Here is a 19,366-nt window from a genome sequence, read left to right as displayed (position 1 = left end):
GAGTTGTCTATCCTATGCTACTCAACCGCCATTCGTTCCATTGGGATCAGTCTGTTGCTGAGCGCCATCTACAGGCTGTGCCGGCTGCTGATTGCCGCCTGTAGAACCGCCTGATTGCCCGTTGTCCGGATTGGCGATGTCTGGCGGGATTTCGCCAGCATTTCCCGGGTTTCCTGGATTGCCTTGATTTCCCTGGCCTCCGTTCGGATCTTGGCCGCCTGGTTGGCCGCCGTTGCCCGGATTGTTGTTGCCGCCAAAGTTCGGCGGGAACTGGATCGTGCCGTCGCCGTTGTCGGTTCCTGTTCCGTCCGGGTTTTGCTCCTGGCTGTTGCCGTCCTCGTGATGGCTATCTCCTGCATTAATCAAGTTTTCCAGGTTTTGCGAGTTAATGCTCGTAATCGGCGAAGGCGTCTGCTCCTCGCCCTGGGCGTTGCGCGGAACGACGACATAGCGGTACTCGTTCGGATTATCCAGCGCATCGACGAACGTCGTGTCCTTCAATCCCGCCGCGATCAGCTCGCGCTCGCCATTTTGCTTGACGCGGTACACATCGTATGTGTAATCAGGCGCTCCGCCAATCCAGCTCAAGACGACTTTCAACTGGTTGTTGTCGAGTGTCAGGTCTGCCGCCAGTTGCAGCGGTTGAGCTGCTTCTTCCTCCGGCTGTTCCTCCACTGCGCCATCCGGCCGCACGAAGTCTGTCGCCTTCACGCCCTTCAAGCCTGCTGCGAGCACCTTGGAGAACATTTGCGCGGTCAAGCTGCTGCCCTGGCGCATCAAGTGCTGTTTGTCCTCGGGGTCGAAGCCCATCCAGACGGCGCCGACGTATTCCGGCGTATAGCCGACGAACCAGGCATCCTTGTTCACGCTGCTGTCCCCGGCGATCGACTGGGTCGTACCCGTTTTTCCGGCAACGTGGCGACCGGAGATGCGGGCCGCTTTCCCCGTCCCTTCCTGAACCGCTCTTTCCAACATGGTGTGAACAGCCCAAGCCGCTTTCGGCTTCAGTACTTCGGTCTGTTTGCCTTCGTACTCCCGGACGACACCTTCGCTCTTGTTTTCGATTTTCGTGATCGTGTGCGCCTCGGACATGACCCCGCCGTTGACAAAAGCGGTATAGGCTTGCGCCATTTTCAGCGGAGACGTCCCTTTGCTGAGACCTCCGAGCGCAATCGCCAGGTTACGGTCCTCCGGCGCCAGCTCGATGCCGAATTTTTGCAAGTAATCGATGCCTGTTTGGACGCCGATCTCATTCAACAGCCAAACCGCCGGCACGTTGAGGGAATCGATCAACGCGCGGTTCATGCTTACGGAATCGCTGTATTTGTTGTTGTAGTTGCGAGGCTCGTAGCCGTTAAAGCTCTGCTTTTTGTTGCTGAGCGAAGAATTTGGCCCCCACTTGCTGTCTGAGTCAATCGCTGGCGCGTACACAGCCAGCGGCTTGAAGCTGGAGCCCGGCTGACGCTTCATGTCTGTCGCGTAGTTGAAGCCTTTTGCCGCGTAGTTGCGGCCGCCCATCATCCCGGCGATGCCGCCGTTTTTCGCATCCACGACGATCATGGCCGATTCGACGCCGCGCTTCGCCCCGTCTTTCGGGAAGTTTTTCGCGTTGGCATACTCGGCGATCATGGCATCCTGCACTTTCGGATCAAACGTCGTGTACACTTGCCAGCCGCCGCGGTACAGCTCTTCCTCTGTCACGCCGTACTTGGCGTCCGCTTCCTCTACCATATGGTCGAAAAAGGCGCGGTAGCCTTTTTTCAGGCTGGCTCCGGCTACTTCCGTCGGTTCGGTTGGCAGCGGCTCTGCCTGCGCTTCGTTTTTTTGCGCTTCGGTAATGATGCCCTGCTCATACATCAGGCGAATGACGGTATCCCGGCGCAGCTTCGCCTTTTCCGGGTCGTTGAACGGCGAATAAGTCGTCGGCGCTTTCGGAATCGCCGCCAGCATCGCTGCTTTGGCAATGGTGAATTCGTCATCGCTGACAGAGTGTCCGAAGTAGTAATTGGACGCATCCTCGACGCCGAACTCCCCTTCGCCCAAATAGACGCGGTTTAAGTACATTTCCAAAATCTGATCCTTCGAATATCGGCGCTCCAGTCCGATCGCGATACTCATCTCTTTCGTCTTGCGCCAAAACGTTTGGTCCAGGGTGAGAAATACGTTGCGGGCTAGCTGTTGGGTAATCGTGCTTCCCCCTTCAGCCAGTGAACCTTTTTTAATGTCATTGATAATGGCTCCGCCGATCCGGATCATGTCGACGCCCTTGTGCTCGAAAAAGCGTTTGTCCTCGACGGCGAGGAACGCGTTAATCAAAATTTTCGGCATCTCGTTGATCGGCTTGTATTCACGGTTTTTTTGACGAATCAGGCTCGTCATCTCTTCGCCGTTTTTGTCGTATATGACGGTTGGTTCTGTTTTCAAATCTTTCAGCTTCTGTTCGTTTTCCGCAATCATCCGGTCTCCCGCATACAACAGGGAGAAGTATCCCCCAATGACGCTCAAGATGAGAAAGACTGCGAATCCTACGGCAATCATCAGCAAGTTGTTTTTCTTCTTCCTGACTTTCTTCTTGGCCTTTGTTGCCATTTCTTACCTCCTGGTTTTCTCTCTCCCCCGCATCTTATATAGACGGATGCTTTTGAAAAAAGTTTCTTCCTTTTGGTTTTGGCACGTGTCTATCATTCCATACTGATTCCCATTTGTCACTGGAAAAGCCTATCTCCCGAGAGAGATAGGCTTTTTTTACGGAGCAAAAACCATTTATTTGAGCAGCTCTTCTGCTGTTGCGACCACATTTTCCACCGTAAAGCCGTACTCGCGCATAATGCGCTCGCCTGGTGCGGATGCGCCGAACTGGTTGATCGCGATGACTTTGCCGCCATCCCCGGCGTAACGCTCCCAGCCCATCGGAGAGCCCATTTCCACGGCTACCCGTGCTTTTACCGTTGGCGGAATGACCGCATCGCGGTATTCTTTCGGCTGGCGCTCGAACAGGTTCCAGCTCGGCATGGACACGACGCGCGCTTCGATTCCGCGGGAGAGCAGCTCTTCGCGGGCTTGCATCACCAGAGACACCTCGGAGCCGGTAGCCAGCAGGATGAGCTGCGGGTTGCCGCTTGGCGCATCCGCCAGTACGTAAGCGCCTTTGGTCACGCCTTCTGCCGCTTTTTCGATCGTCTCAGGCAGGACTGGCAAGTTTTGGCGAGTCAGCACCAGAACGACTGGCTCGTCTGTGCGGGATACCGCGTATTTCCACGCTTCGTTCGTCTCCACCGCATCTGCCGGACGCAAAATGGTCAGTCCCGGCATCGCGCGCAAGGAAGCGAGCTGCTCGATCGGCTCGTGCGTCGGACCGTCTTCGCCGACAGCGATGGAGTCGTGCGTGAACACGTACACCACTGGCTGTTTCATCAGGGCAGAGAGACGGATCGCCGGACGCAGGTAGTCCGAGAAGACGAAGAACGTACCGCCGTACACTTTCACGCCGCCGTGCAGGGCCATCCCGTTGAGGGCAGCACCCATGGCGAACTCGCGAACGCCGAACCAGATGTTGCGGCCATCGTAGGAGCCTGGCAGGAAGTTGCCCGCTTCTTTGATGACGGTGTTGTTGGAATGAGCCAGGTCAGCGGAACCGCCGAGGAAGAACGGAACGGTTTTCGCCAGCGCGTTGATCGCGTTGCCGGAAGCTACGCGAGTCGCCAGTTTGGCTCCTGCTTCGTACACAGGCATGTTCGCATCCCAGCCTGCCGGCAGGTGGCCTTCCTGTGCTGTCGTGAATTGCGCAGCCAGCTCTGGGTACGCCTTGGCGTAAGCCGCAAACTTGTCGCGCCACGCGGCTTCCGCTTTTTCGCCCGCTTCTGCCAGGCTTGCGTAGAAGTCGGCTACTTCCTGCGGCACGTGGAATTCGTTTTCATGCGTCCACGCGTAGTTCGCTTTTGTCAGCTTCACTTCGTCCTTGCCGAGCGGTGCGCCGTGGGAAGCGCTGGAGCCGCCTTTGTTCGGGCTGCCGTAGCCGATGACGGTTTTGACTTCGATCAAGGTAGGACGGTCGAGATCTGTTTTCGCTTCTGCAATTGCAGCTTCGATCGCTGCCAGATCGTTTCCGTCTTCTACGCGCAAGTATTGCCAGCCGTATGCCTGGTAGCGTGCCGCCACGTTTTCCGAGAAGGAACGGGACAGCTCGCCGTCCAGGGAGATGTCGTTCGAATCGTAGAGCACGATCATTTTGCCGAGCTTCAGGTGAGCCGCCAGGGAGGAAGCCTCGCTGGACACGCCTTCCATCAGGTCGCCGTCGCCGCAAATGACGTAGGTGTAGTGGTTGACGATGTCAAAGTTGTCGCGGTTGTAAACAGCCGCCATATGTTTTTCCGCCATGGCCATCCCGACAGCCATCGCGATTCCTTGTCCCAGCGGTCCGGTCGTCGCATCAACACCAGCCGTATGCCCAAACTCCGGGTGGCCTGGCGTCTTGCTGCCCCACTGGCGGAAGTTATGTAGGTCTTCCAGCGAAACATCGTATTTCATCAAATGCAACATCGAGTATAATAGCATAGAGCCATGTCCTGCAGACAGGACAAAACGGTCGCGGTCCATCCACTGCGGATTGCTAGGGTTGACCTTCATGAAACGGCTCCACAGAACATGAGCCATAGGGGCAGCGCCCATCGGCATTCCTGGGTGGCCGGAATTGGCCTTTTCGATGGCATCAATAGCCAACGTGCGGATGGTGTTAATGGATAGCTGATCGACAGACGTATGCTGAGTCATCTCGCGAAATCCTCCCTGTGCTTTTCTATAAGTCAATACGTAGTATCGGGTAAAACACACTGTGCCATTATAGCACAGTTCAAAGTCAGATTCATGCTTGCTTTCATAGAATAAGGAGGTCTTTTTCGAATGTCTTCTACCATCTACCTCATCATTGGCATCGTGCTGGCAATCGCCGGGTTCGGCATGCTGTTTGCCGCCATGAGCAGCTCGCCCGTCCTGAAAAAGAACAGGGAAAAACGGCGCAGACAAGCTGCGGAAAATCATCGTCCAGAGGAAGGCTGAGAAAAGGAGCTGCGCTATGCGAACCCATTTTACCATGCCGGTTGCCGTGCATCTTTTTCTCGTGAGAGGCAACGAGATTTTGCTGCTGCGCCGCTACAATACAGGCTATGAGGACGGAAATTACAGCGTCCCGGCCGGACATCTGGATGGAAACGAGGAAGTCAAGACAGCGGCCATCCGCGAAGCCCGGGAAGAGTGCGGCATCGAGATTGCTCCCTCTGCCCTCTCGCTCGTCGGCGTCATGCACAGGCGCTCCACCGACGAGCGAATCGACTTTTTTGTCGCCGCCACAAGCTGGCAGGGCGAGATCGTGAACGCCGAACCGGACAAATGCGACGAGCTGGTCTGGGCGGACCTCGACCAGTTGCCGGACAACGTCATTCCGTATGTCAGACAGGCGATTGCCAATTACAGGCGGAACAAGTGGTTTGACAGCTTCGGCTGGGAGCTGCCCGCGGCGCCTTCCCCAACATGAAAAAGAGCCGGCTGTCCTGGGCGTTTTCCCTCTCAGGCAGTCGGCTCCTTTTGCAATTCTCCCCTGTGCTTCGCGTTTGTGGCTCCCATCCAAAGCTTCATTCGCATGTACTGGCGAATCGTGATGTAGGAGACGGCGGCCACAACTGCCGTCACCAACGTAATTTTCCTGTACTGGTACACTCCTGCCAACAGCGCGTCCAACTCGTCCGGGAACCAGTAGCCCATGAGAAAATAATGAAGGGTCCAGACGAACGTGCTGGGCAAAAAAAACAGCAAAAGCTGGCGCAGCGGCAACCGATACAAGCCCGCAGCAAAAGGAACGAGGTAGCGAACCACCGGGATAAAAACGCTGATCGCCAGTACCCAGCCTACATATTCCCGCTCCCTTTGCCCAAGTCCCCATCCCGGGCGCAGGCGGGCAGCCCAGCGGCGGCCGAACAGCCGGGCCAGAGCAGGTGCGCCCATCCATGCTCCGGCGATGTAGCTCGCCGCCACTCCGACGAGCGCCGCCGAAAAAACGGCTGCGTACACAACGGAAAATGCCGCATCCTCATGCGCGATCTTTGGGCCCAGGCTCATCACCGAAACTTCATCGGGAACGAGCTGCCGTAAAAGTTCTTTCCATAATTCCCGCAAAAACGTTGCGTAGTCTGTCATCGCCACCGCCGCTCCTTCTCTCCATCCTGCTCTCTATGCTACAGGGTAAACCTTTCTAAAATGGAGAGAATGCCTTACGTTTTTGGAAAGGATTTATGAAGAATTTCTTAAGAAAGCGGTCGCGGCTGCGTCCAGCCATTGGCGAAGCCTGATCTGCACAAAAAAACGCGCTTATCACCGCCGCATCCTAAGAGCGGCAGATAAACACGCCTCGTTCCGGTTTTTCTTTTTTTCGGTTAGCGGCCGTCCAGCGCCTTGCGCTTGCTGCGCACGGCTGACATGGCCTCCATAAACTCTTCTTTTTCAATGACATTCAATTCGTACAGCTCGCGAATCTCGTCCTCTATCAAGAGCAGATCCCCCTCCGGGTCTCCCGTGTAGATGAACAAACCGAAGCGGTGCAGAAACGTCTTTAAATCGAACTCATTGGGGTTCGCTTTCAATGGGCTCCCTCCAGATCGATTTCCATCCTCGCGAGGACGGCATCGTAGTCAAACTCGACAGCAAAGCCGGTAATGACGATGATCTTCGCATGCGGATACGCTTCCTGCCACGCCTCCTCCTCTTCAGGCTTCAATCCGACAATGTACAGCGGATCTTTGGAAAGCTGGGGATGTCCCTGGCACAGACGCAAAAATTCGCGGCATCTGTCCTGCTCCTGTGCCGCATTCAAGACGAGGACCGCGCGCGTCACCTCATTCGACTCCCGTTGCCCGGCGATCAGCTCAAACGTTTTCGCTGTAGGCACGATCGCATTCACCTCAGGAAAGCGGTCGAGAACTTCATCCAGCCAGTCATCTTCATGCCAGGCCAGGTAGTACAGCATTGCAGTAGACATGTGACAAACACCTCATGGATATATACTAGACAACTTGCAAAACGTTTCTTGTTTCTTTTCCATTATAGCACGCTATCGGCAATGCTGCCCACGCCGCTCGCTTGACTTCGACACTTCGTTCACGTAAGGTGGAAAATGCAAGCAAATAGTAGCTGATATTTGTGTGAAACGAGGTAAATGTTGTGAATAAGAAGTACCTGGCCCTCTTGTTCTTCATCGCCTTTTTGACCATGCTCGGGTTTGGCATCATCATTCCCATTCTCCCTTTCTTTGCAGAAAAACTGGGTGCGTCTTCCTTTCAAATCGGCGTTTTGTTCGCCAGCTACAACATCATGCAGCTATTGTTCGCACCTGTATGGGGAAGCCTCTCCGACCGGATCGGGCGAAAGCCGCTCGTCTCTTTTGGCCTTCTCGGCTTTGCCGTCACGTTTATCCTGTTTGGGATGGCGGACAGCTATGCGGAAATGCTCATGTACCGCATCCTGGGCGGCATCGTCTCCGCAGCGGCTCTGCCTACGGTAACAGCCATGGTCGCAGACCTGTTTCCGTCTGAAGAGCGGGCAAAAGGAATGGGCGTAGTCGGTGCCGGAATCGGGCTCAGCTTTGTGTTCGGCCCCGTCATTGGCGGCCTGCTCAGCGGGTACGGGTTTGCGATTCCGTTTTACGCTTCGGGAATCGTCGCGTTCGTTACGTTCCTCTTCATTCTTGTCGCCTTGCCGGAGAGCTTGCCCAAGGAAAAGCGGACGAGCCTGCAAAAAGAAGCAAGGGAAAACCCGTTCACTTCTCTGTTCGGTTCCCTGTCTTTGCTCTATGCGATCCTGTTTGTCGTCTCGTTCGCCTTTTCCGGGCTGGAGACGACCTTTGCGCTGTTCATCAGCGATCTGTACGGCTTTACGTCCAAAGACCTCGGCTACATGTTCCTCGTCATGGGCATTATCGCGGCCTTGGTGCAGGGCGGCCTGATCGGCAGACTGGTCAAGCAGTTCGGGGAAGCCTCTGTGCTTGCGCTGGGGATGATCTTTTACGGCATCGGCTTTTTCGCGATTCCGCTGTCCGGCAACTTTTGGGCGCTGGCCTTGATTTTGTCCTTGTTCGGGGCTGGACAAGGCATGATCCGGGCAACCGCTACCGCGATGATTACGCAGCGCACTACGCAAGGGCAAGGCGTGACCAGCGGGGCGATCAGCTCGATGGACAGCCTCGGACGGATTTTGGGTCCACTGGCAGGCGGCGCGGTCTACCAATTTTCCCACAGCGGACCGTTTTTTCTCGGCGGCGTCCTGATGGTGCTGATTCTGCTCTGGTTTTTCGGCAGCTATCGGCGGCTGCCCGACCCGGAGCCGACCATGCAAACCTCGAATTAAGCAAAAGCCCGTATGCGCGGCAAACGCCAAAGGCAGCGGAAGTCCCGGACTGTTTTCTCGTCCGCGGCCTCCGCTGCCTTTTGGTTTGCTCAAGCTCCAGGCAAAAGCGAGTTGCGCCTATGCTTCCTGCATTTGCATCCAGGCGAAGTACGACTCATCCAGTTCGGCTTGCACCTGCTCGATTTGCTTTTGCCACTCCGCCAGTTGCTGGTAGTCCGCCCCTGCCTCCAGAAGCAGCCTGTTCAAGCGCTCTTTTTGCTCCTCCAGTCTGGCAATGCGCGCTTCCAGCTCGGACAGCTTGTAGGCATTGGGGCGTTTTGTCTGTGCGCAAGCGGGCGCGCCTGCCGAAGACGGTTTGCTTTCTGCCGCTGGCCGCTCTGGCTTGGTCCCTTTGCCGCGCGATTCCTCCGCGAGCCTGTCAGCCCGCGCTGCGCTGCGCCGCTTCTGCTTTTCGCGCGCTTCCTCGTAGCTGCCGACGTCGTGCACAAGCTGTCGGTCCTCCACCCAAAAGACGCCGTCGACCATTTTTTGCAAAAAATAGCGGTCGTGGGAGACGATGAACAAGGAGCCGTGAAAATCAGCGAGCGCTTCCTCAAGCGTTTCCCGCGCTTCGATATCGAGATGGTTGGTCGGTTCGTCCAGGATGAGCAGGTTGATGTCCTGGTGCATGAGCTGGGCCAGGCGCAGCCGCATGCGCTCGCCGCCGCTCAACTGGCTGATCCGCTTGAAGACATGCTCGCCGTAAAACAGAAACCGCGCCAGCAAATGCCTCGCTTCTGCCTCCGTCACCTTCGCCACGTCGCGGAACGCGTCGATCAGCCGCTGGTTTTGGTCCCCTTCCAGCGCTTGCTGCGAAAGATAACCGACCTTGACGCTGCTGCCCAGTTTGAGCGTGCCCGCATCCGGCTCGATCTCGCCCAACAGCATGCGGATCAGCGTCGATTTTCCGCAGCCGTTCGGCCCGAGCAACGCCTTTCGCTCCCCGAAGCGCAAAAGCAGGCTGGCGTCGGAAAACAACGGCTTGCCCCCGTACGCTTTGTGCACGCCTTTTACGATCAGCACATCCTGGCCGCTCCGGTCGGTCTTTTTGAACTGCAAGCCCATCCGGTCGGCTTCCATTTTCGGCCGCTCGATCCGCTCGATGCGCGCCAGCGCCTTTTCCATGCTCTTCGCCCGGCGGTGAAACGCTTCGTTCGGCGGGTTGGAGCGGTTGCCCCACTCTTTGAGCCGCTTGATCGTCTCCTTCATCTTTTTGATTTTTTTCTGCTGCTCCTGATAGGCGGCAAACTGCCGCAGCAAGCGCTCCTCCCGTTCGGCGGCAAAAGCGCTGTAGTTGCCGATGTAGTACTCCGCTTCCCCGCCGTCGACATGGTAGATCGACGTCACGACGGCATCCAGGAAGTAGCGGTCGTGGGAAATAATCAACACCGTTCCCGGATAGCTCTGCAAAAATTGCTCCAGCCACTCCATCGATTCCACATCGAGGTGGTTGGTCGGCTCGTCGAGCAGCAGGACGTCGCTTTTTTGGCACAAGAGCTTGGCCAGCCCCGCCTTCGTCTTTTCGCCCCCGCTAAGCTGGGCAAAAGGCGTCGCCAAAAGCTCCGCGCTGACGCCTAAGCCTTGCGTCACCTGCGCCATGCGCGTCTCCCACTGGTAGCCGTCCAACTGCTCAAACTCGTCCTGCAGCTTCTGGTAGCGCTGCATCAGCCGATTCAACTCGGCCTCGTTTTCGTAGAGCAGGACCATCTGCCCTTCCAGCTCGCGCATCTGCTCTTGAATGTGACGCACATCGGCAAACGCGCTTGCCACCACATCCTCGCCCGTCCAGTCTGCCGGGTAGTGCGGAGACTGCGGCAAGTATGCCCATACCGTTCCTTTGGCGCGGTACAGCTCGCCCGCATCCGGGCTTTCGATTCCGGCCAGCAGCTTGAACAAGGTCGTTTTCCCCGCTCCGTTCGGCCCGACGATCCCTACCCGCTCGCCCGCCTTTATTTCCAGTGTAACGCCTTGCAGAACCGGATCGGCTCCGTACGATTTTTCCAATTGTGTAGTCGCGACGATAATCATGAGTTCATTTCCTCCTTGGTTAGTGATAACGGTTTAAAATAATGGACTTCCTTGGCTGGCCCCGGCCGACTTTTGCCCCCGCGCTTGCCCGCGAACAGGCAAAAATGGACGCAAAAAAGCCGCAGGCCATTACCTGCGGCATCGTAAGGGGAGCCACTCGCCAGCGCAAAACGCCGCGCGAGTCAGTCACCCATTATGAACAAGAACAAACCGTCCCTGGTCGATGCATGGTACGCCTGTGGAAACTCCGTTCAGTTGTATGCGCAAAAATGGGCAGACTGGTCCCGTTGAAAGAAAAATCATGCGTCATACTGGAAGTTTCTACCACAAACCATGCCTGAACGGTTCCGAACACGTACATACACCTCCATTCCCAAGGATTAGGTAAATCTTATCCACCATCATATACCAGCTTCACGCGAAAAACAAGCGCCAAAACGCTGCTTGGAAAAACGCCTACTGTCCTTGCGCCTGACCCTCGAACAGCGGCTTGTTCGTATCCGCGTCTATAAACGAGATCGTCGTGTACGGTGGGAGCTTCACTTTTGCCGTCAAATACGGGTAGGCGATCACTTGCGGATACATCATCCCCGGCGCAGGCTCTGTCTGCTTGACGTACACAAAAAGCTGCTCCCATTTTTGCTCGACCTTTGTAACTTGCAAGCCATAGCCGGGATGGGGAGCCTGGCCGCGGGCAATGACGTACAAGTCTCCCCGCTGATGGACGCCCCGCTTTCCTTTGACCGACTCGATGAAGTCCTGCTCTTCTTTGCTCAACTGTTTTTCGTCCACGAGGACAAATGCATCGTTTTGCGCTTTCGACACGATTTCCACCGCCTTTTTCTCCTCATTCCAGGCAATCTCATGCCCTGCCTGCTCCACGAGCCAGCGCAGCGGCACGTACACCTCTTTGCCGCGGACGAGCGCAGCCTCGCCGCCTGCTACCGTCTTGCCGTCCACCGTCACTGTTCCCGCGTCCAACTGGAACACAATCGTCCGCTCGCCCAGCTTAAACTGCCCTTTTTGTCCGTCGAGCGTCCAGGCCGCTTGCAGCAAGCTGGCTGCGTCCGCGGCAGACACGTATGTTTTCTGCTGCTGGAGAATCGCCTGCTTTTGCAGAGCCGCAGCTTTTCCATCTACCAAAACCGTCGCCGTTTGCGTACCGCCCGTTGCCGCGAGCGCCGGGGCCACGGCAAGAAGTTGGAGGCTCAGCGCAACGGCCATCCATGTCTTTCCTCTCATCTTTGTTCCTCCATTCCATTGCTGTCGGATTGTTTCTATCTTGTTAGACTTTCGGTTGTTCTTATTCGTTTCAGTGCTTGCGCCAAAAAAAAAGCGGCCTGCCATCTGCGGCAGGACCGGAGCTTTTCCTGGCGCAAGCACGCTTTAGTGCAACAGCCAGTTTCCCATCAGCACGACGGCTGGAATCGTCAATAGCGCCAGCAGTGTGGAAAACACCGTCGTCATCGCGCCCATTTCCTCGTCGGCCTTGTACCGCCCGAACAGAATCGAGGCGAGCGTCAACGTAGGCATCGCCACCTGCACGAGCGTGACGCTGACGATATCGCTGTCCAGCGAAAAGGTCGACAGCAGCAAGGCCGTCAGCAGCGGAAAGACGAACAGCTTGAAGGCCAGCGGCATCCCGAGCAGCGGGAGGGACACTTGCGGCTTGTTGCGCAAAAACAGCGGAAGCAGCATCCCGATGTACATCATGGCGAGCGGCGAAGCCAGCTTCGCGAGCGTGCCGAACAGATGCTTGACCGGCTCTGGCGGGGCAAAGCCGACCAGGGCGGAGCCAAGTCCGAATACAATCGCAATCATCGGAATGTTGACAAGCGTCTTCAGCCCTTTCAGCGAAAACGAGCCTTTTTCCTGCAGCATCATGACGCCAACCGTCCAGAGCACGACGTCTACGCCAGCGTCAAAGATCGCCGCCAGCAAGGCGCCTTTTGGCCCGAACAAGGCGGCGCACAGCGGAAGCCCGATGAAGCCGGTGTTGCCAAGCCCGGACAAAATCGCGATTTCCCGCCGCTTTTTCGCAGGCAACGGCAGCGTCCTGGCCCCCGCCCAACCGAGAAAAATGCCCAGACAGTTCAGGACGATCGAAATGACGAATATTGCAAAAATTTGAATCAAAAGCTGATGGTCGATTTGCGTCTGAAAAATTCCGTCCAAAATGATACACGGCATCGCCACGTTGATAATGATCGTAATGACAAGCTGACGGGAATCGGCCGTCAGCGGCTGGCGGTAACCGATCAGGCTACCGATGCCGATAATGACGGCCATGATGAGAACGGATTGCTGCAACGTTTGAAATTCCATCGCCCGCTTCCCCCGCCTACATTTCTACTGGCAGCCATTGCAGTTCTTGTGGCTCGCCTTTGTCGCAAGTTCGGAGCACATCGCCGCACAGCGGGACAGCCTTCTCCAGCGGGATGCACCAGGAGAGCGGAAACACCGCCTCGCCGCCTTCAATGACGAGCGACGCCATCACCGCGCTCTGCTCGCCCGTGGTCAACACAAAATGCTGCTCGCCCGGCTCGTGTTCCTTCCATTGAACCAGCACCTTGCCTTTGTTTCCGCCAGCCACCACCAGATCCACATGGTCGCCGTAAGCCGCATGCACGAGCGTCCGGTTCACGCCGTCCAACTGCGCAATTTCCCGCAATACTTCGTGCCAGGCTACGTGTTTTTGCTCCGTTCCGCTTGCATCCGTGTACATACGCCAGTCGTTTAACATGCTGATTGACTCCTTTTATCGGTTCGTTGTTGTCCCATCTATTTCACCGCTTTTTCTCCATAAAAAAGCAGGCAAACTCCCAAGGTCGTACTCATTGTACGCTATGTGCGCCCACAACCTCAACCACTACTTGCACAATAAGCGGCTCTCATTCGCACATAGCCCCGGGGCAATTGGAGAATCCTGAAAAGGAACCGTTTGCGCAAAAACCAATTCATAGTAACCGAATCGGATTTAGCATTTTTATGATTGACAAAGCCCGATGAGCCTACTACTATGAATCCATGAAATTCGATCAACATAAAGGGGATTATCATCATGAAAAAAGTCATTTTCTCTACTCTGCTCTCTTGCCTGTTGTTGGGACTCGTTGGCTGCAGCAGCTCCGGCGCGCCTTCCCAATCCGATAATGCAACGCCGCCAGCAGCGTCGCAAAACCTGCTGGAAAAAGTCAAAGCGGAGAAAAAGCTCGTCATCGGAACGGAAGGTACATACTCGCCGTTTACGTACCATGACCAGTCCGGCAAACTGACCGGATACGATGTCGAGGTCGTGACCGAAGTCGCCAAGCGCCTTGGCGTCGAGCCGGTGTTTCAGGAAACCCAGTGGGATGCCATGTTCGCCGGACTGGATTCCAAACGCTTTGACGTGATTGCCAACCAGGTAGGGATTCGCCCAGACCGCCAGGAAAAATACGATTTTTCCAAGCCGTACACGATCTCCCGCGCCGTTCTCGTCACCCATAAGGACAATACGGCTGTAAAAGGCTTCGCTGACATCAAAGGCTTGAAGGCCGGCCAGTCCATGACCAGCAACTACGCCGACCTCGCCCGTTCGCACGGAGCGGAGATCGTCGCCGTCGACAACTTCAACCAGGCGATTGACCTGATCGCACAAAAACGCGTCGACGTCGTCATCAACGACAACCTGTCCGTGCTCGACTTCCTGAAGCAAAAGCCGGACACGCCAATTCAGATCGTGACCAAAAACGAAGAAGGCCAGCCGACCGCGTTCATGTTCCGCAAGGGCAGCACAGAGCTGGTGGACGCGATCAACAAGGTGCTCGATGACATGCACCAGGACGGCACGCTGAAATCCATCTCCGAAAAATGGTTCGGCGAAGACATCACCAAGTAAACGTTCGTTGACAAAATTGTCCGTCCCTTTTAGTATGTTCCTATCAAAAAAACATATCGGTTTAGTGGGGGTTCCTTTATGAAAAAACTATTGTTTTCCGTTCTCGCATCTACCTTACTGGTCGCTTTGGCAGGCTGCGGCTCCTCTTCTTCCCAAGCGCCACAAAACAACGCAGCACCAGCAGCGAGCGAAGAGAAAAAAGAGCAAAACTTGCTGGAAAAAGTAAAAGCGGACGGAAAAATCTTGATCGGGACCGAGGGCACTTACGCTCCGTTCACCTTCCACGACCAATCTGGCAAGCTGACCGGCTATGACGTAGAAGTCGTAACGGAAGTCGCCAAGCGCATCGGCGTCGAGCCTGTGTTCCAGGAAACCCAGTGGGACGCCATGTTCGCCGGACTCGATTCCAAGCGCTTTGACGTCGTGGCGAACCAGGTGGGAATCCGCCCGGACCGTCAGGAAAAATACGATTTCTCCAATGCGTACACCGTTTCGACGGCCGTTCTTGTGACCCACAAGGACAACACGACCGTCAAAGGCTTTGAAGATATCAAAGGCTTGAAAGCGGCACAGACGCTGACGAGCAACCTCACGGACATCGCGAAGAAAAACGGCGCAGAAATCGTCGGGGTAGAAGGCTTCAACCAGGCGATCGACCTGCTCACTTCCAAGCGTGTCGACATCACGATCAACGACGGCCTGTCGCTGTTGGACTTCCTCAAGCAAAAGCCGGATACGCCGATCAAAATTGTCGCCAAAGATCCGAACGTCGCGAAAAACGGGTTCCTCTTCCGCAAAGGCAGCACAGAGCTGGTTGACGCGTTCAACAAAGCGCTGGATGATATGACGAAAGACGGTACCCTCGCAAAAATTTCCGAGAAATGGTTTGGTGCAGATGTTTCTAAGTAACTTCTTTGACAACCCGGAACGCCTGAACCGATGGATGGATATTGCGCAAAGCTCCTTTCTGCCTCTTTTGAAAGGAGCCTTGCTCTATTCTTTGACGCTTGCCATCGTTTCTTTTTTCTTCGGCCTGATTATCGCTGTTTTAACCGCTTTGGCCCGCCTGTCCGGCATCAAGCCACTGGTGGGCATCGCCCGTTTTTATGTATCGCTCATTCGCGGGACGCCGCTCTTGGTGCAACTGTTCATCATTTTCTTCGGCTTGCCGAGCGTCGGCATCATGATCGACCCGTTCCCTTCTGCGATCATCGGCTTTTCGCTCAGCGTCGGCGCCTATTCTTCCGAAGTCGTGCGGGCTGCCATCCTGTCCATTCACAAAGGACAGTGGGAAGCGGCGTACTCGCTCGGGATGACCTACTGGCAGGCGCTGCGCCGGGTCGTGCTTCCCCAGGCAGCACGCGTCTCTGTTCCGCCCCTGTCCAACTCGTTCATCAGCCTGGTCAAAGATACGTCGCTGGCGGCGGCGATTCTCGTTCCCGAGATGTTTCGCAAGGCACAGGAGATCGTCGCCGCGACCTATGAGCCGCTGCTCGTCTATTCGGAGGCGGCGCTCATTTACTGGATGATTTGCTTCGTCCTCTCTTTCATCCAGGACCGGATTGAAAACAAGCTGGACCGCTACGTCTAAAAAGCAGGTGAACCCAGATGATTACCATCACGGATTTGCATAAACAGTTTCACAACTTGCACGTGTTAAAAGGCATCTCCCTGACCGTGGAAAAAGGAAAGGTCGTCGTCATCATCGGCCCTTCCGGCTCCGGGAAAACGACGCTGTTGCGCTGCCTGAACGCGCTGGAAGTGCCGACCAGCGGCAGCGTGCAGATCGGCGAGGTCAAGCTGGACTTTTCGCAAAAGCTTGAACGCGCAAGCATCCCGCGGCTGCGCAAACAGACAGGGATGGTGTTTCAAAGCTACAACCTGTTTCCGCACATGACCGCCGTGGAAAACGTCATGGAAGGCCCTGTGACCGTCAAAAAGGAAAGCAAAGAGAGCGCGCGGGCCAAAGCGGCCAAGCTGTTGTCCAAAGTAGGGCTAGGCGACAAGCTCGACCATTACCCGGCACAGCTCTCCGGCGGCCAGCAGCAGCGTGTCGGGATTGCCCGCGCGCTGGCGATGGACCCGCAAGTCATGCTGTTCGACGAGCCGACCTCTGCGCTCGACCCCGAGCTGGTCGGCGAAGTGCTGAAAGTCATGAAGGAGCTGGCCCAGGAAGGGATGACGATGGTCGTCGTCACGCACGAAATGGGCTTTGCCCGCGAAGTGGCCGACGAGGTCATTTTTATGGACCAGGGCGTCATCGTCGAGCGCGATACCCCGGCCAAGCTGTTCTCGTCGCCGCGCGAGGAGCGCACCCGCCAGTTTTTGCAGCATTTGAAGGCGTAAAGCTTCTGGCTTTGTTCCAACAGTTTGTTCCAACAGTTCGAAAACTTGGTCGCGCCAAACCATTGGCGCTGCCTTAGTTCCGCTTTTACGGATAAGAATCTTTTCTCTGTACAAAAAAGACTCTGCCGGCTCGGCTCGCAAGCCGCGTGCAGAGTCTTTTTTGCTTATGCTGCCAATCAGAGCTTAATCATCCCAGAAAGAAGTGACCAGAAGAATGATGAGGATGATCCAGAAAAACCCGCCACCTCCGAAGCCAAAACCGCCGCCGCGCCTGCATCCCATGGCTTTCCTCTCCTCTCTTCTCACGTCGTAGAGCAGAGCTGACCTTGCAAAGGACCAGCACTTCTTTTCAGCTTATGACAGCCGACTGCTGTCCGTATGGATGCCTGTCTAGTTGATCGGCAAAATAAAAAAAACAGGTGCTTGCCCTCCTCGCTTGCACTACGCCCAAAATTAACAAATGCTTCATGCTGCCTCTACTCTCCCTTAACATGTCCGCACTATGATGAAATTGTCAGACCCTACGATGGACATTACGTCCTCCATTGCCGCCCGAATAGCCCCCTTCTAGATCGGGCGGGCTTTTTTTCATGGTCTGGTACGCGATCAGGAAATCCTTTACAATACAAAAAAGAAGCCGTATTTTCTGAATTTTGTCGGGGAGGTCATGTTCACCATGGGTTATCAGCAAGCATTGGAGCAATACATCGCCGCTACGAACACGCACGACTTTTCGAACGTGGAAAAGGTGCTGCACCCGCAGGCCGTCTACTGGTTTTCAGACAAGACCTGCACCTCGCTGCCTGAAATCCGCAGCTACTTCGAAAACGCCTGGAACGTCATCAAGGAAGAAGTGTACGCCGCGACTGACGTGCAGTGGATCAGCGCCGACCAGCACTCCGCGACCTGTCTGTACACGTACCGGTACGAAGGCTATTACAACGGCGAGTTCGTCTCCGGGAGCGGACGGGCCACGAATGTGTTTGTCAAAACGGAGGCAGGCGAGTGGAAGCTGATTCATGAGCATTTGAGCAGTGGGCCGAGGTAAAGGGGAGTAGCAGGTCCAAAAGCGTGATTGGCAAACATTTGTTGATAAAAAAGCGAGACCCTGTGGGCCTCGCTTTTCACGTACAGATAAGAATGGATAAGATTCTTGTCCAGTATAAGGGCAACGAAGGCTTCGCCAATGGCTTGGCGCAGCCAAGTTTTCTAATCTGCCTAGCCGATGTCTTTGCTAGAACAGCCCTTATTCAAACCGCGTAAACTTCTCTTCCGCCCGCGTCCGTGGGCGAGCTTCCGGCACATCTTCCTGGTCGAAAAAGCCGAGGTGCAAAAAGCCGACGATCTTCTCGCCTGGCGCCACGCCCAGAAGCTGATGCGCTTTTGGGTCCCAGTTGTGCTGGTTGGTCTTCCAGACGACGCCGAGATTGCGCTCCCAGGCCAGGAGCTGGAAGTTTTGAATCAGCGCGCAAACGGCGCTGAAGTCTTCTTCCCACTGCTTTTGCCGCGGGTCTTCCGGCATGATGACGATCAGGTAAGCGGCTGGCTGGTTGTACATCTCGCGGCGCGCCGGGTGCGTTTCCGCCGGATAGACAGTAATCAGCTTCTCTACAAACGCTTCCTTTTTCTCGGACGGCACAAACAAAAAGCGCCATGGCTCACGCAAACCGTGGTTCGGTGCGTACACCGCATCATTCAGCAGTTCCAGTACGAGTTCTTCCGGCACGGCATCCGGTTTATAGCCCTTTTTAATCGAGCGGCGCTCGCGAATGACTTTGGCAATGGACACATCGTTCACCTTCTTTGGCTGGACATCATCACGTCCTGATAATGGTTATCAGTATCATATGTTAGCGTTTGCCATCCGCAAAATCAAGCAAAATATGGCCGCACCTGCACTTTGGCTTAAAAAACCGTGCTACACTTTTGGACAGGAGGGATGACGAATGAACGAGAAACGGCCCGCTCTCATCAAACCCGGATTTTTCAGTATAGAGGCGGCTGCTGATCGCCGCCGCAACGAATTTGACTACCATAACGAAGCTCTGCTCTATCACCAGCAACGCATTGACTTTCTTTTCTTCGGCGATTCCATCACGCATTGGTGGGACGTTGCCACCTTTTTCGGCCGCTCTGGACAAGTCCTCGTCAACCGCGGCATCGGCGGAGATACGACGGAGCACGCCCGGCGACGGTTTGCTGCGGATGTCGTCCAACTGAAGCCCCGCTATGCCGTAATCTTGATCGGGATCAACAATACGTGGGCACTGGATGCTTTTTCGCCGGAAGACCGCCTGACGCCCGAGGAAATTAGGCATCAGGTGACGACAGATGTGGAAGCGATGGTAAAAATGGCAACCGAACACGGCATCCAGCCGATCCTTTGCTCCCTGCTGCCTACCTGCATGGACCGATACAGCCGAAACCATGAACGGAACGAGCTGGTTGTCGCCATCAATGCGCGCTTTCAGGAGATAGCGGAAGAGACAGGCGCCATCTACGTCGACTACCACTCCGAGTTGACCGAAGCGGACGGCATCACGCTGCGCAGCGAACTGGCCGACGATGGACTCCACCCCCATGTCATCGGCTATCGCCTGATGGCCGCTGTCCTGCAAAAGACACTCCGGGAGCGTGGCATTACGCTAGGCCCGGATGCTTGAACTCACCTCCAAAAAGGAT

General features: G+C 55.7%; 19 protein-coding genes. 9 read left to right on the top strand and 10 right to left on the bottom strand.

From position 1 onward, the window contains the following. Positions 1 to 21: 21 nt before the first annotated feature. Both AC27IT_RS21435 and tkt read right to left on the bottom strand, forming a co-directional pair. Positions 22 to 2,589, bottom strand: a complete 2,568-nt coding sequence (locus AC27IT_RS21435) for a transglycosylase domain-containing protein (RefSeq protein ID WP_025843866.1) — start codon at positions 2,587 to 2,589, stop codon at positions 22 to 24. A 174-nt stretch (positions 2,590 to 2,763) separates the two neighbouring features. After that, positions 2,764 to 4,770 carry a transketolase gene (gene tkt / locus AC27IT_RS21430; protein ID WP_025843865.1) on the bottom strand — a complete coding sequence of 669 codons (2,007 nt, stop codon included), beginning with the start codon at positions 4,768 to 4,770 and terminating at the stop codon, positions 2,764 to 2,766. A gap of 129 nt (positions 4,771 to 4,899) precedes the next feature. Between tkt and AC27IT_RS21425 the strand changes: the two genes are divergently transcribed. Both AC27IT_RS21425 and AC27IT_RS21420 read left to right on the top strand, forming a co-directional pair. Further along, entirely contained in the window at positions 4,900 to 5,055 is a 156-nt protein-coding gene (locus tag AC27IT_RS21425; RefSeq protein ID WP_005836541.1) for a hypothetical protein, read from the top strand. A gap of 16 nt (positions 5,056 to 5,071) precedes the next feature. Then, positions 5,072 to 5,530 (top strand): NUDIX hydrolase, encoded by a 459-nt coding sequence (locus tag AC27IT_RS21420; RefSeq protein ID WP_005836543.1) that lies wholly within the window; start codon positions 5,072 to 5,074, stop codon positions 5,528 to 5,530. 32 nt (positions 5,531 to 5,562) lie between these two features. Here AC27IT_RS21420 and AC27IT_RS21415 read toward each other — a convergent pair whose 3' ends face one another. The 3 genes from AC27IT_RS21415 to AC27IT_RS21405 all read right to left on the bottom strand — a co-directional run bounded on the left by AC27IT_RS21415 (position 5,563) and on the right by AC27IT_RS21405 (position 7,027). Beyond that, positions 5,563 to 6,189, bottom strand: coding sequence for a DedA family protein (locus AC27IT_RS21415; protein ID WP_025843864.1), 627 nt, complete (start codon positions 6,187 to 6,189; stop codon positions 5,563 to 5,565). Positions 6,190 to 6,425: 236 nt separating this feature from the next. Beyond that, positions 6,426 to 6,632, bottom strand: coding sequence for a YqgQ family protein (locus tag AC27IT_RS21410; protein ID WP_025843863.1), 207 nt, complete (start codon positions 6,630 to 6,632; stop codon positions 6,426 to 6,428). After that, on the bottom strand, positions 6,629 to 7,027 hold the full coding sequence (locus tag AC27IT_RS21405; protein WP_005836550.1) for a hypothetical protein: 399 nt from the start codon (positions 7,025 to 7,027) through the stop codon (positions 6,629 to 6,631). Before AC27IT_RS21405 ends, AC27IT_RS21410 begins: the two co-directional genes overlap by 4 nt. Before the next feature lie 182 nt (positions 7,028 to 7,209). Here AC27IT_RS21405 and AC27IT_RS21400 point away from each other — a divergent pair, with 182 nt between their 5' ends. Beyond that, positions 7,210 to 8,391 (top strand): MFS transporter, encoded by a 1,182-nt coding sequence (locus tag AC27IT_RS21400; protein WP_005836552.1) that lies wholly within the window; start codon positions 7,210 to 7,212, stop codon positions 8,389 to 8,391. 117 nt (positions 8,392 to 8,508) lie between these two features. Here AC27IT_RS21400 and abc-f read toward each other — a convergent pair whose 3' ends face one another. From abc-f to AC27IT_RS21380, 4 genes are all read right to left on the bottom strand, one after another. Further along, positions 8,509 to 10,458 (bottom strand): ribosomal protection-like ABC-F family protein, encoded by a 1,950-nt coding sequence (abc-f, locus tag AC27IT_RS21395; protein WP_025843862.1) that lies wholly within the window; start codon positions 10,456 to 10,458, stop codon positions 8,509 to 8,511. A gap of 456 nt (positions 10,459 to 10,914) precedes the next feature. After that, on the bottom strand, positions 10,915 to 11,700 hold the full coding sequence (locus AC27IT_RS21390; RefSeq protein WP_025843861.1) for a stalk domain-containing protein: 786 nt from the start codon (positions 11,698 to 11,700) through the stop codon (positions 10,915 to 10,917). Between the two features lie 144 nt (positions 11,701 to 11,844). Then, a complete protein-coding gene (locus tag AC27IT_RS21385) occupies positions 11,845 to 12,783 on the bottom strand; it encodes an AEC family transporter (protein ID WP_005836557.1) in 939 nt (312 codons plus the stop codon). Positions 12,784 to 12,799: 16 nt separating this feature from the next. Continuing rightward, positions 12,800 to 13,201, bottom strand: a complete 402-nt coding sequence (locus tag AC27IT_RS21380) for a hypothetical protein (protein WP_005836559.1) — start codon at positions 13,199 to 13,201, stop codon at positions 12,800 to 12,802. Positions 13,202 to 13,519: 318 nt separating this feature from the next. Here AC27IT_RS21380 and AC27IT_RS21375 point away from each other — a divergent pair, with 318 nt between their 5' ends. The 5 genes from AC27IT_RS21375 to AC27IT_RS21355 all read left to right on the top strand — a co-directional run bounded on the left by AC27IT_RS21375 (position 13,520) and on the right by AC27IT_RS21355 (position 17,732). Then, entirely contained in the window at positions 13,520 to 14,338 is an 819-nt protein-coding gene (locus AC27IT_RS21375) for an amino acid ABC transporter substrate-binding protein (RefSeq protein WP_025843860.1), read from the top strand. Between the two features lie 78 nt (positions 14,339 to 14,416). Further along, positions 14,417 to 15,247, top strand: coding sequence for an amino acid ABC transporter substrate-binding protein (locus AC27IT_RS21370; protein ID WP_025843859.1), 831 nt, complete (start codon positions 14,417 to 14,419; stop codon positions 15,245 to 15,247). Beyond that, on the top strand, positions 15,234 to 15,929 hold the full coding sequence (locus AC27IT_RS21365) for an amino acid ABC transporter permease (RefSeq protein ID WP_025843858.1): 696 nt from the start codon (positions 15,234 to 15,236) through the stop codon (positions 15,927 to 15,929). The genes AC27IT_RS21370 and AC27IT_RS21365 overlap by 14 nt, the downstream gene beginning before the upstream one ends. Positions 15,930 to 15,946: 17 nt before the next feature. Beyond that, positions 15,947 to 16,684 (top strand): amino acid ABC transporter ATP-binding protein, encoded by a 738-nt coding sequence (locus tag AC27IT_RS21360; RefSeq protein WP_005836569.1) that lies wholly within the window; start codon positions 15,947 to 15,949, stop codon positions 16,682 to 16,684. A gap of 676 nt (positions 16,685 to 17,360) precedes the next feature. After that, positions 17,361 to 17,732: a YybH family protein gene (locus AC27IT_RS21355; protein WP_026557837.1), complete on the top strand. Its 372-nt coding sequence runs from the start codon at positions 17,361 to 17,363 to the stop codon at positions 17,730 to 17,732. Between the two features lie 198 nt (positions 17,733 to 17,930). On the opposite strand, the gene AC27IT_RS21350 is transcribed toward AC27IT_RS21355, so the two are convergent. Further along, a complete protein-coding gene (locus AC27IT_RS21350) occupies positions 17,931 to 18,473 on the bottom strand; it encodes a nitroreductase family protein (RefSeq protein WP_005836576.1) in 543 nt (180 codons plus the stop codon). A 157-nt stretch (positions 18,474 to 18,630) separates the two neighbouring features. Between AC27IT_RS21350 and AC27IT_RS21345 the strand changes: the two genes are divergently transcribed. Next, a complete protein-coding gene (locus AC27IT_RS21345) occupies positions 18,631 to 19,347 on the top strand; it encodes a GDSL-type esterase/lipase family protein (RefSeq protein ID WP_283858059.1) in 717 nt (238 codons plus the stop codon). Positions 19,348 to 19,366 lie beyond the last annotated feature (19 nt).

The organism is Brevibacillus sp. YAE8, assembly GCF_057543335.1.
The sequence above is the reverse complement of the archived record's forward strand: the minus strand, read 5'-3'. Positions and strand labels throughout refer to the sequence as shown.

Bases quoted from the DNA above. Each gene is read 5' to 3' on its own strand.
- AC27IT_RS21345 (WP_283858059.1), top strand. From the start codon at position 18,631: ATGAACGAGAAACGGCCCGCTCTCATCAAACCCGGATTTTTCAGTATA.
- AC27IT_RS21435 (WP_025843866.1), bottom strand. From the start codon at position 2,589: ATGGCAACAAAGGCCAAGAAGAAAGTCAGGAAGAAGAAAAACAACTTG.
- AC27IT_RS21360 (WP_005836569.1), top strand. From the start codon at position 15,947: ATGATTACCATCACGGATTTGCATAAACAGTTTCACAACTTGCACGTG.
- AC27IT_RS21370 (WP_025843859.1), top strand. From the start codon at position 14,417: ATGAAAAAACTATTGTTTTCCGTTCTCGCATCTACCTTACTGGTCGCT.
- AC27IT_RS21425 (WP_005836541.1), top strand. From the start codon at position 4,900: ATGTCTTCTACCATCTACCTCATCATTGGCATCGTGCTGGCAATCGCC.
- tkt (WP_025843865.1), bottom strand. From the start codon at position 4,770: ATGACTCAGCATACGTCTGTCGATCAGCTATCCATTAACACCATCCGC.
- AC27IT_RS21385 (WP_005836557.1), bottom strand. From the start codon at position 12,783: ATGGAATTTCAAACGTTGCAGCAATCCGTTCTCATCATGGCCGTCATT.
- AC27IT_RS21415 (WP_025843864.1), bottom strand. From the start codon at position 6,189: ATGACAGACTACGCAACGTTTTTGCGGGAATTATGGAAAGAACTTTTA.
- abc-f (WP_025843862.1), bottom strand. From the start codon at position 10,458: ATGATTATCGTCGCGACTACACAATTGGAAAAATCGTACGGAGCCGAT.
- AC27IT_RS21390 (WP_025843861.1), bottom strand. From the start codon at position 11,700: ATGAGAGGAAAGACATGGATGGCCGTTGCGCTGAGCCTCCAACTTCTT.
- AC27IT_RS21405 (WP_005836550.1), bottom strand. From the start codon at position 7,027: ATGTCTACTGCAATGCTGTACTACCTGGCCTGGCATGAAGATGACTGG.
- AC27IT_RS21375 (WP_025843860.1), top strand. From the start codon at position 13,520: ATGAAAAAAGTCATTTTCTCTACTCTGCTCTCTTGCCTGTTGTTGGGA.
- AC27IT_RS21420 (WP_005836543.1), top strand. From the start codon at position 5,072: ATGCGAACCCATTTTACCATGCCGGTTGCCGTGCATCTTTTTCTCGTG.
- AC27IT_RS21365 (WP_025843858.1), top strand. From the start codon at position 15,234: ATGTTTCTAAGTAACTTCTTTGACAACCCGGAACGCCTGAACCGATGG.
- AC27IT_RS21355 (WP_026557837.1), top strand. From the start codon at position 17,361: ATGGGTTATCAGCAAGCATTGGAGCAATACATCGCCGCTACGAACACG.
- AC27IT_RS21380 (WP_005836559.1), bottom strand. From the start codon at position 13,201: ATGTTAAACGACTGGCGTATGTACACGGATGCAAGCGGAACGGAGCAA.